Annotated in this window: 9 protein-coding genes; 1 reads left to right on the forward strand and 8 read right to left on the reverse strand. The window is 41.8% G+C overall.

Features of this window, described 5'->3' with window-relative positions; translation table 11 throughout:
- Nucleotides 1-12: 12 nt before the first annotated feature.
- The 8 genes from H8B21_RS14640 to nagA all read right to left on the reverse strand — a co-directional run bounded on the left by H8B21_RS14640 (nucleotide 13) and on the right by nagA (nucleotide 11,658).
- The gene (locus H8B21_RS14640; protein WP_190314500.1) at nucleotides 13-576 is read right to left on the reverse strand and encodes a DUF5017 domain-containing protein; all 564 of its coding nucleotides are present in this window, start codon (nucleotides 574-576) and stop codon (nucleotides 13-15) included.
- A gap of 22 nt (nucleotides 577-598) precedes the next feature.
- Nucleotides 599-3,304 carry a hypothetical protein gene (locus H8B21_RS14645; RefSeq protein WP_223815049.1) on the reverse strand — a complete coding sequence of 902 codons (2,706 nt, stop codon included), beginning with the start codon at nucleotides 3,302-3,304 and terminating at the stop codon, nucleotides 599-601.
- 1 nt (nucleotide 3,305) lies between these two features.
- Nucleotides 3,306-4,955 carry a DUF5017 domain-containing protein gene (locus tag H8B21_RS14650; RefSeq protein WP_190314502.1) on the reverse strand — a complete coding sequence of 550 codons (1,650 nt, stop codon included), beginning with the start codon at nucleotides 4,953-4,955 and terminating at the stop codon, nucleotides 3,306-3,308.
- Between the two features lie 331 nt (nucleotides 4,956-5,286).
- Complete coding sequence (locus H8B21_RS14655; protein ID WP_190314503.1) at nucleotides 5,287-6,675, reverse strand: putative oxidoreductase C-terminal domain-containing protein; 1,389 nt, start codon at nucleotides 6,673-6,675, stop codon at nucleotides 5,287-5,289.
- 1 nt (nucleotide 6,676) lies between these two features.
- Complete coding sequence (locus H8B21_RS14660) at nucleotides 6,677-7,996, reverse strand: sugar MFS transporter (protein WP_190314504.1); 1,320 nt, start codon at nucleotides 7,994-7,996, stop codon at nucleotides 6,677-6,679.
- 7 nt (nucleotides 7,997-8,003) lie between these two features.
- A complete protein-coding gene (locus tag H8B21_RS14665) occupies nucleotides 8,004-9,353 on the reverse strand; it encodes a Gfo/Idh/MocA family oxidoreductase (RefSeq protein WP_190314505.1) in 1,350 nt (449 codons plus the stop codon).
- A gap of 12 nt (nucleotides 9,354-9,365) precedes the next feature.
- A complete protein-coding gene (locus H8B21_RS14670) occupies nucleotides 9,366-10,364 on the reverse strand; it encodes a Gfo/Idh/MocA family protein (RefSeq protein WP_190314506.1) in 999 nt (332 codons plus the stop codon).
- An 88-nt stretch (nucleotides 10,365-10,452) separates the two neighbouring features.
- Nucleotides 10,453-11,658 (reverse strand): N-acetylglucosamine-6-phosphate deacetylase, encoded by a 1,206-nt coding sequence (gene nagA / locus H8B21_RS14675; protein WP_190314507.1) that lies wholly within the window; start codon nucleotides 11,656-11,658, stop codon nucleotides 10,453-10,455.
- Nucleotides 11,659-11,843: 185 nt separating this feature from the next.
- On the opposite strand from nagA, the gene H8B21_RS14680 reads away from it, so the two are divergent.
- Nucleotides 11,844-12,044: a DUF6965 family protein gene (locus H8B21_RS14680; RefSeq protein WP_190314508.1), complete on the forward strand. Its 201-nt coding sequence runs from the start codon at nucleotides 11,844-11,846 to the stop codon at nucleotides 12,042-12,044.
- The last annotated feature ends 23 nt before the right edge of the window (nucleotides 12,045-12,067 follow it).

Genomic DNA, 12,067 nt, shown 5'->3' on the forward strand with positions numbered 1-12,067 from the left:
TTATAGAAAAACCTAGTTAACCTTTCCGTCGACAATCCGGACGATTGCCCAGCTTTCAGATTTTATTTTTGATAAATTAGAGCGAAATCGAAGTGCAATATCCGACTTAAGCCAAGTTGTTCCCTCCTTATTCTCCAGCACATCAATAATCGAAAATTTCTGTGTTGGGATACGGTTGTCTGTCTGACCGTCATTCACGGAAACGTTCGATATAATCCAGCTTCGCTGTGTAGGCTTCGCTGATTCCTGGCCGAGGTATCTAAAAGCAATATATATCGGTTTTCCAGGTGTTGTCCACGAAGAGAGGTCGGCCTCTCCAGATTTAACAAACTTCTTGTCTGTCGCCAGATGAAACTCTTCGGTCAGATCATTCCATGTTGCTTTGCCTATGTTTTCCATGTCATAGTGACCATTAAAATCGGTAGAAACCAGAATGGAAAGATTGTTCTCCTGCGAACCATATTGTACCGCATTGCTAAATGACAGCGTTTGAGCGAAACTTGCATGCGCAAAAAACAATATACACCATACTAAGGTTATCGTCGTTGGATTTATAAAACTAACTTTTCTCATCATACTTTAATTTATCGTTTACAATTTATTTGACTTCTTGAAATAACGTGGCCCCGGGCTCTAACAACTCCATTGACCATAGGGCGCTCAATGCCGCATATTTAGCTGCAGCAAGGGATTCGCCATGTACAGGTTTGGGAAACGTCTGCGAAAGATTTCGCATTGAAGACATCGATGTGTTTGCACCGAAGCTCCATATATACTTCAGCAAGACGGCACGATTACTCGCCGTATTACTCATAAACTGCTGGTAATAAAGTAAAGGTAGCGCCCGTAGCGTGGAACGTGATCCCAGATCATACATGTCGTTCAACTTGCCACGGTATAGCGGTGGCAAAAAGGATGCGTCCAAATTTTCCAGGATAACCTTTTTAATCGCTTTGTCGTCAGTTGTCAGCCAAGCCCAAAACAGGGCCTCTGCCTGATAATATCCGGCAGCAGAATATTTGGCATTTGCATAGAATTTAATATTCCGATCCGCAATTTTCCGGTATATCTCGTTGTTGGGACCACTGTCGATATAGGCCGCATAAGTTTGTGCCGCTAGGATATCGGCAAGAACCCACGAGGGTCCTGTTTCTTGGCGGCTACGCCCGGCTTGTCCGAGTCCATAAAGTCCGGCAGCAGCATTTCCCTTTGCATAGTCCTTTGGCCTACTCACTTTTAAAGAGTCGGATTTGGCTTCATCAATATAGAATGTCTCTGCCCAATCAAGAAAACGATAGCAGACATCCAGATATGCCTTTCTCTTCGTTTCATTTTTCACATAGCGAGACAGCTGGAATAAAGCCAAAGCCATCTGTCCACCATCTGCTACGTTGTAGCCACTCGCATGTTCAGAATATCCCATAGGCAATGCACCATTTGGCAGTTGACGTTCTACCAACATGTCGCAGAAACGTATCGCACTTTCCCTGATGTCTGCGGGAGATATCTTTTGCCATAGGTCGCTATTTTTTGCAAAGTGCTGGGGATTTCTGTCCAGAAAATCTAGATATGCAAACATCGCCCGAACACCGTACGCATCGCCAAAATAATGATGGCTATACCGACCATCGGGATATTTTTTCTGAATCTTGACCAAATGTATAAATGCTTCCAACATCGAACGTTCTATATCCACTGTCTCTTGTATGTGGTCATGGGAATTCGGTGTCTCCAGCGCTATCGTCCAATCAAATTGCTTAAACGAAAAGTCTGCCGGAACCTCCCCAAATTGTATAATCCGTTCGAGTGTTTTTCTCGGTGCAATCTCTACATCTACCTTCTTTTGGAGTGTGCCCGCTATATTCAAAGAAAGTTTTCCTTTTATCACCTCCGCGGTAGGGTTTTGAAGCGTAATGATAAATTTGGGTACAACACTCTCCTTGTTCTTTTGCGTAGTCGTGTTGATGGCGATTTTCAATACACGGGGTGTGTTTAGGATAAAGTGGGCTACATTCACTAACATACCTCGCAGATCGGATTGGTTGACTAGCTGCGTGGGTTGGATGCCAAAGGCTGCAATCGAAGCATTGCCATAGATGCCCCCGGCGTGTATATCCAGATGTGCTACCGTTCTGCCATCCTCAGTTGTCAAAAGCGGAATTATACGCTTTTCTCTATCCGAGCGGTGGTCGTAATCTTTTTTCGTATCGGTTCCATTCAATGATCCAGGAAATTCGGCTAACGTATTTGCCAAAATATGGCTCCCCTTTATGTCCTGTCGTTCTAAATTTCCAAAAGGTGAGCCTTTCGTTGAGACCACCTTTAAAAGCCCCTCTTGAGGTATAGATTGGAAAAAGGGATCTATGATCCATTTGGGGAACGTAATGTCATTTTCTTGAAAAGGTAAGGTCAATGGTAGAAGCGCCGAAGTAGGGGCATAAATACCTGTTTCATTTTCGCATAGCGATACATCTCCAATAGCAAAGGTCATTGCTTTTTCTCTCCAGACCGTCATTAAATTAGCACCCATCGCAAGGGAGTCTACACGATTAGGATCAAGCAGGGGATACATTTCCTCGGACGCATTCCAGCCTTCTGGTATAAAATCCGCTAGCGAAACTGTGTACTCTTCCCAGTCCAAGGTGAGCGGCACGAATGTGATCCACTTTTTATTATCGCGATCCTTAATCTGTAGCGATAATAAATCCATATAGTGATTGCCTTTCGCTTTAAAAGCTAATACGGATCTTGATGCAGCTGATTGGGCAGCAATAGAAAATTGGGCGTACACATCACGCATGCCCTTTTCCTTGGTAGAGAATTCCAGTCCTTTTCCCATACTGTTCGGAAGATTCACCGTTTGGATTGCCGGTTTCTCCATCGAAGCCAATCTAGGTTTCCTTGGCGGTTCTATGATTTGGTAATTGTTGCTGTTGCCAAAATCAACCGCAACCACCGGCTTTATTGGTTTAGGCGTATAATCAAAGGCTGCCTCCCCGATAACGACAAGGTTTCCACCCTTCGTTAAATAATTACTGATGGCCTGTCGGCTTTGTGCCGGACATTGCGTATCTCCCGCGATGAGTAGCAATCGTCCTTGGTCGACGGAAATATCTGATAAGCTGTTGGCCGTTATAGGCTGCATCTGGAGATTCTTTTCCGTTAAATCTTTTCTCAACGCGGTCGATTGGATCAACGTTTCCCCAAATACCAACACTTTCTCTTGTGCAAATAATGTAACAGGCAAAAGAATTGATAGGAATAAACTTGCTAAATAAACTTGCTTCATGATACTATCTTTCATATTATTTCGTCATTAACCGTTCCTCCAGCCAAGTGTATGCAGCGGCTTTCGCTGTCGGGTAGAATGTATGTCCATCTTTATGTAGTAAATAAGAAATATCGGCTTGTTTTTTAGGGTTGTTCGTTTTATAATAGTCGTAAATCGTTGTATAGCCTTCGATCAACTGTGGTTGACCTTTGTAAAACGGATCTCTCAATGAAAAAAGATAGAAAACGGATCGGGATGCATTCAGCATCAGCATAATATTGACATTTTTTGTCAACGACTGTTTCGAGGGAGAATCCAAATAAACACGCAAAGCTGTCTGGTCGTCAGACCATAGCTCCGGCAAATAGGCGACCATACCTCCGGAATTAATCACTGCTGCCTTTACCCTGTCATCCAATGCAGATAGCAGGATAGCATCCCAGGCACCGAGCGAATGACCTATTATCCCCACATGCTCTTGATCTACAAAATCATAGGTAAGCATGAGATTAAGACCGACCTGTAGATCCCAGACAGCTTTCCCGTTTAGTCCGAATTTAGGATATCTTTCACGCATCTTCCCGGAAAAAGCGGCCATATTTTCTTTAAAGCCTTTATTGGACAATAGTCTGCGTTCGCCATAACCTGCTCTATCAGGTGCAAAAACGACGAACCCCCGTTGCACCAAATCCAAACCGTAATGTCCAGATAATCTCTTCAAGGAGTCTGTTCTGTCTTTTATAGGCTCATCATATAAATTGACTACCCTATTTTTACCGAAGATATAGGTTGGATGAGGGCATAACATTAAAGGAAGTTTAGCTCCCGCCGGAATATTCAATGGGAGTAGGATATAAGCATAAGAAAATTCATCCGTATCCACCTTATACTTAACATGCCAGCGCTCATAACCATCTTGTTTTGTTTTCTCAAGCACTTCCATATTTCCCAATTGTTGCATGACCCCTGGGTTAGGTCCATTCTTAAGATAACTGTCATACATTATCTTTTTTAAATATTCTTGTGTTACACCGGCATCGCTGCTAGATTTGTTTTTATCAACATATGCCTTATCCGCGGACTTGGCAGGCGGTTCGAATGATACGGTTCTGCCAGAGATGATGGGCTTCGTATCGGGAAGCAGTATCTGTACAACCGCCCAGCTCTCCGTTTTTTTCTTTGTCATTCTGGAACGATACTGTATCCCTTTGCTGTTGTTTTCCCACCCCACATTCTCATCGTTATCTTTATGATTGATGAACAACCAGTCCGAGAGATTTACGGGCATACGGTTATGTTTAAATGCCATACTTTGTATTCTCCACATCCGCTGTGTAGGTTTAGGTGTCGCTGGCGCACTATATTTAAACGCGATAAATAATGCCTTTCCTTGTTCGACAAATGGGGTAAAGTCTAAATTACCTGAGCCTACAAAAGGACTTCCCGAACTTAATGTTGCCATGGCAGTAATATCTTTCCAGTTGGATTGGCTAATATCTTCTATCGTGCTTCCTCCGTTAAAATCAGTAGACATATAAATTGTAAGGTCATTTGTCTGAGAGCCGTACACAACACTGGACCTGAAAGCAAATGAATATTGATCCACTGACGAAGCCCCAGTATTCATAACAAATACACATAGAAAGAGGAAGAATGTCGATAAATAGTTTTTAAGAGGCATCATAGTCTAACATCTAAGAGGAAATTTAATTACGGTTACGTAACCGCCATTTTTTCATGATATTATAATCCCTATATCAAATTCTCACAGTTAAATAACTGTTTGCAAATGTAGAAGACTTTTTAAGTTTTAAATTGTTTTTAGTTTATGTCATTTGAAACGCTTCGGTTACGTAACCGAAGCACGTTAATCAAATGTAAACACTAAAAACTAAACAACAAAATAAAATCTAAAGTATTTTTACTCCCTAAATGAAACTCCCGAGAATTATTTGTTCTCGGGAGTTTCATTTAACGTATTTTTTCTATGTTGCTCTATGCTTTAAATATAAACCCTAAATCCCTTCATCCTCTATCGTCTTAGCCTCCTCAAGTGCCTTGGTGGTCAAATAGTACTTCGCTAGTATAAACGATTTTTCCCATGCAGGTAAAACACCGTCCTTCCGATATTGTAAGAATCCGTCCAACACCTTTGCAAAATGGTCTTCATGGCTTAGATAGAGATTTTCCGGGATGATGATTTTATAGCCGCCTGATACTTTCTCTGCTGTTAGACCTGTCAGGTTACCGATATTGCTTAACGCATCCTTCAACTGCGTTTCGAAATTAGGAATATCATCATTCGGTGTGATAAAAACAGCTGTTTTACCCTCTTCATCAGGCTTAATCTCTATTTTCAACCGATTAGTAAGAAAGTGTGCATAAAACTGATCTCCTCTCCCATCCAACGACTCTGCGTGCCATCTCACATCAATGGAAACCGGCACCCCTTTAAAGGTATACTCCATTCTTCCATTGCTAAAAACATCGATATGGTCATTGTCAACGACATGTTTTTGCAATACAGATGGGAAGACGGATAAGCCAGTCGACTTTTGAAACTGTTCCTTCGACAGGCTAGTTTTCCATCGTTGTGAACTAGTAAGTTTCACATCTTGATCGACGTCGATAACCGTTTCCGATGATAACATCCATTGTACCAAATCGATATAGTGTGTCGTGACATCGACAAGCCCCTCGCCTTGCTTTTCCGTATCAAAAAACAATGCTGGACGTAAAAGTGGTTTACCGGAAACATCCTTGATAAAGTGATGCACACTTTTGAATAGAATCGCCACCTTATCATCCTCCGCCGTTAATAATCCACCCGAAAAATCTTTATTATTCAGCAGCGATTTGACAATTTGGTTTTTTACATCATATCGTTCTGTCATCATATCGTAAACCAATACCTGTTCTTTCTCTCCATTACCTTCCATCAAAGCCTCCAGTTTACGATAACCTGTAGCATCGATGACCAAAGGCTTGTCAGCAAAAACGTCTCGATTTTGCTGAACGGATTTTTGGATATAGTCTATCTTCCGTTGATTATCCCCAGCCAGCACTACAACATTCCCTGCTGTTGGATCAAATGCTTTTTCCAAAAAGTCCGCTCCAAAATAATCGACAATCTTCCATTGTGTTGGCTCACTCTCCCGCGTATTATATTGCGTGATCAGTTGTTTATATCCTTCCACTGTGGCAATGGAATCTGCAAATAAATGCACGACTGAATCGATACCAGGATGAATATGTTTCTGCACTAAAGCCGCATGAAAATGCTGCGGATCGATAACAGTCAATTTGGCTTTCTCTTCTTTTTTTTGGTTAGAAGGATTTTCACCGGCACATCCAACTCCGCAAAGAAGGATTATGAGTAAAGAAAAATAGCTTAATGTTCTCATTTTACAAACTCCACTTTCTAATTTTATGCCCATAAACCGCATAATAGACGAGATATAGGTAGCAAGGAAGTAATACCCAATACGCTTCGCGTAAACCATATCCATCAGCAAAATAACCGTAAACCATAGGTAAGATAGCGTTACCACACAGTCCCATGATCATCAATGATGCACCGACTTTCGTAAATCTCCCCAAGCCGTCCAGTGCTAATGGCCAGATACCTGCCCATGTCAAAGAATTAGAGATTCCAAGCAAGGTAATGAACCAAATAGATATATCAGCCGTATGTCCCAAAAACGTAACTTCCCCTTTCGCGTAAACAATAAGCAAGGAAAGCACAGCACCCAATACGGTGACAATCTGTAATAGCGTTGTTTGACTGATTAATCTTGGCGTAACGGCAATTCCCAGGAAATAACCTACAATCGCCATCGCCAGCGTATATGAAGGGAATACTTTTGCTTCCACAAGCGAGATACCCATAGATCCCGCATAATTGATAATGGTGTCGATCGATATCACCTGTGCGCCTACATGGATAAAAATAGCCACGGCACCCAAAATGAGATGGGGGAACTGGAAAATACTGGTTTTATTGCTATTTGTTTCGGCAACTTCTTCACTTTCTTCGTCTGTATTAATCTCCGGAAGTGGAGAATACCGCACACCGATACCGATCAACAGCATAGCTACACCAACAACAGCATACGGTACAATAACACGCCGAATCAATTCATCAAGAGCAGCTGCGCGATCAGTATCTGTCATATCTGCTAAACTATCAAACATAGCTTGGTCTGTTGGACGTAATACAGCAGCGGCAAATAATATCGGCGCCAAAATCCCTGCAAATTTATTACAGATGCCCATAATACTGATACGCTGTGCAGCCCGTTCCTTCGGTCCCAAAATAGTAATATAGGGATTCGCGGCAGTTTGTAGAATAGCTAGACCAACACCGATGGTAAACAATCCGGCCAGAAACACCTCGTATGTACGCGTCATCGCAGCCGGGATAAAAATAAATGCCCCTGTCGCCAACGCGAGAAATCCCACCATCATCCCCTTTTTGAATCCAACAGCTTTTAATAGATACGAGGAAGGTACCGACATGACAAAATAAGCGATGTAAAAAGCGAATGCTACCAGATAGGACTGGAAATGCGTCAGTTCACAAGCAATTTTAAAATAGGGTATCAGTATCGCGTTAATCCATGATAAGAAACCGAAAATAAAAAATAATAAGGCAATAATACCAATGGAAATAGTCGTTTCCCTTTTGGTCAGGCTCGCCACCGTTTTTAGCGTTGTTGCACTCATCCCTTATTTAGATTTTGGGTTCCCAGCCTTTGGCATATTCCCTTGACCAAAATTCTTGCATGATTTTCTTATCATTGCGTATATGTCCATTAGATGGGTCTATTTCCAGCTGCTTACCAGAACGCAAAGCGATATTGCCCAATTGTACCAACAGTGTACTTTGATGACCACTAATAATATCCGAATTTAGATTTCCACCGTTATTGATAGCCGAAAACATATTCTGTATATGAATAGCATCTAATTGCTGCGAGGGACTTGTTAAACTCGCTGTATTAATCGGTCCACTATCTTTTACTTCTTTTACAAGTTTTCCCTTCACATCAAATATTTTGTAGGAGTTGGCTCCGTCAATCTGTAACGATCCATTTGTCCCATAAAACATCACACCCACATTCGATCCTTCTGTTGGCGTGCCGTTACAACTTCTTCCTTCCCATGTAATTAATTTATCCGGACCAAACTCGATGCTGATCACCTGGGTGTCTGGAGTCTCCCAGTCGTCCTGATAGGCATAACGTCCCCCATTCGAACTAACCCGAGTCGGATAATCCACCTGTAGTCCCCAACGTGCCAGATCCACCATGTGCGTACCGTTGTTTAATGCCTCACCCGTACCCCAATGCCAGAACCAGTGCCAATTATAATGGATCAGATTGTCTTGAAAATCCCTTCGCGGGGCAGGTCCCTGCCACAGGTCAAAGTCAAGCCATTCCGGTACGGCTATCTTCTTACCCACACCAATGGACGGACGGTTATTCGCATACCAAGTTTTAGCATAAAACACTTTCCCTATTGTACCATTATGTACCTCTTGGATACCCTTGACCACATTTGGCCACGACCTGCGTTGGTTTCCCATCTGGATAACGTTCTTATGTTTATTTACCGCATTGATCAGTAGCTCACCTTCCCTTGGATTATGCCCGCATGGTTTTTCCAGATACACGTGCTTTCCGGCCTGCGAGGCCAAGATAGCAGCTGGTGCATGCCAATGATCCGGTGCTGCAACGACCAACACATCCACATCTTTACTTTCCAACGATTTTCTGAAATCTGCAAAACCCGTTGCTGTTGCCTGTTGATATTTTGTCAGTCCTTTTATACATTTGTCGATGGCACGGCTGTCCACATCACATACGTGGATAATCTCACTATTGGGTTGCGCAGCGAAATTTTGTGCTAACGCATTTCCCCTCGCATTAACCCCCATCATAGATATGCGCAGTTTATTATTCGCTCCTATGATATTGTTATAGCTTTTAGCACTAAATGCCGGTAATACACCTCCTACACCAATTGCTGCCGAAGCAATCAATGTCTTTTTTATGAAGTCTCTTCTTGAATTATTGTTCATAACAAATTGATATTATTTTATAACATGATTTAAGTCAATCGAACGACCGTTAGAGAATTTACTAACATCTGCCGCTTCAATAAATGCACAAATTTCCAATGTTTCCTTGTTATCAAAAGGAGGGGTCTTCGTATCAAAAAATTCAACGATTTTTTCCAATAATGGATTGTAGCCATTAAATGCTCCCAATGGCACTGTTCCCTTCTCACAATAAATAGTGCCTCCGTAAGCACTTTTGCCTTGTCGCGTACCACGGACTACACCGATACGATTGTCATCCCATACGCCGACAATTACATCAGCACCCTCTGTATGTGTTCTCGATACAGATTTACATCCTGCACCCATTGCGGCGAAAAGCATTTCCACACCGTGAATACCGTACCAGAAAAAATCTGGATGACTCGGGTCTAACGCCGCCGGACTATACACATCTGCCCCTAGTACCTTACCGTATTTACCATCAATAACATCCTGCATTCCATCGATATATCGAAGAGAGGAAGACGAAAAAAATGGAATTTTATATTGTTCGGAAAGTTCAAAAATTTTCCGGGCATCGGCATAAGAAGCTGCTAACGGCTTATCAATAAAAAGTACTTTGTTGGCTTTAAATACTTCTTCCGCCTGCTCTAAATGAAGGCGTCCATCGTTGGTTTCCAGCAATACAAAATCTACCTGCTTCAATAACTCCTTAATAGACTTGGTAATCTTCACACCATATGTCTGGATATCCTCCGTAAATTTCGGTATGCGATCCGTAGCCGATGGAATGGTTTTCGTACCATACGGGTATGCAGCTACTACTTTATACCCTCTATACTGTTCAGAGTTCTGGTTGATAGATTTCGTAAAAGCTACCGAATGGGACGTATCTAACCCAATAATACCTATGCGCTTCTCGTTTTGAGAGGTTATCGGTAGCGTAAAAGCGGAAGCTTGATTCGCGGCTAATCCCAACATTGCCAAGGAACTAGCACCTAAAAAGTCTCTTCTAGTAAGGTTTTTCATGTTAATGGTTTATCATGTTATTTATATAAAAATAAAGAATTGTGTACGTAACCGAAAATATTTTCAGAAATAATTTAATTTCATTATTTTATTCGATTTGCCGTTCATATACCACTTTTCCTTTTACCATAGTACACTGAATATTAATATTATCATCGAAGACAACAATATCCGCATCTTTTCCGATATCGATTGAGCCTTTCTCCTGCTCTACCTTCATTACCCGCGCCGGATTCAGGGTAATCATACGAATGATTTCGACCAACGGAATATCCCCCAGCGCTAACATTGTCCGAACTAATCTATCCGCCGTTGCTACGCTCCCTGCAAATGCAGTTCTATCTTTAAGCTTTGCAACGCCGTCTTCCACAAGCACTTCTATCCCATCATCATAACTCCCTAGTATCGATTTTGTATCATTAGTTCCAGCGGCGCGCATAGCATCCGTTATTAACACCATCTTCTCCGGTCCTTTTATTTTATAAATCAGCTTCAGTAGTGGATTTGGAAGATGCACACCGTCAGCAATAAGTTCAACATCAAAATCATCAATTAGATATCCGGCCTCAACGACGCCAGCATATCGAAAAGCGTGACGTCTTGTGACTCCGGACATGGCCGAATAAAAATGGGTCATTAATTTATATCCGGCTTGATATGCTTTTTCAACGTCTTCGTAGATTGCATCGGTATGGGCAATGGCCGCAATAATATCATTTGCCACCAGATATTCGCCAAATGCCAGTGCGCCCTCAAGTTCTGGAGCGGCGCTCCATCGAACAATACTTTTATAATTAGCTATCAACGCTTTATATTCATCCGGATCGGGGTTTCGTATATATCTAGGGTCTTGAGCGCCCCGTTGACTCATGGCAAAATAGGGGCCTTCTAAGTGAATACCTAATAGGTTTGCGCCATCGTTAAAACTCTGTTTTGCACTTTCATAACTTCTTAATGTCTCCTCCAGTCGCTCTGTCGTTGTTGTTAATGTCGTTGGCACGAGTGATGTTGTTCCAAATCGGGCATGCGTTTTTGCAATTTGAATAAAGGCTTCCTCTGTTCCGTCCATAAAATCATACCCTCCCCCACCATGAATGTGAATATCAATAAATCCGGGAGATAAATATTGCTGGTTCACATCAATCAATGTATACCCCTCATATTTATTGAGATATGAAAGCTGATTCGTTGGAATAATAGCTTTAATTTTACCGTTTTCTACCAGTACGCCACCGTCTGTTAGGGTATCTTTTAGGATTATTTTTGCATTATAAAACAACGTCGGTCTTGCCATTTTTAGGTCTGTTTTATTTTTGTGTACGTACACGAAGATACAAACTTTTTTTATTTACCAAAACTTCACCTAAAAAAGTTACACATTTTTTTGACTATCCACCTTTGATAAAGTTTTTTCACTTATTAAAATTAGGATTACCTCCGGCGGGTCTATACTGGTGAAAAATCTCTATTTTTGTCTATATGATAACAATAGAGGAACTGAAAAGCGAACTGTTGGGAAAATCTTTTCCCGAACGTGTGGAGATCTCACAGGAACAAGTCGTGGTAGATGTGGACACTTTCCTGAAGATACAGTTTATCGAAGTGGAAGCTTGGAAAAGAGATTTAGAAAAATGTCCCGCATATTTACGACTAATCAAATTCCGGGAAGCAGTGAAGTAATATGAATAACGGGGATCTTATTC

Origin of the sequence: Sphingobacterium chuzhouense, assembly GCF_014692525.1 — a bacterium.
In the GTDB taxonomy this organism is placed as follows: Bacteria; Bacteroidota; Bacteroidia; order Sphingobacteriales; family Sphingobacteriaceae; genus Sphingobacterium; species Sphingobacterium chuzhouense.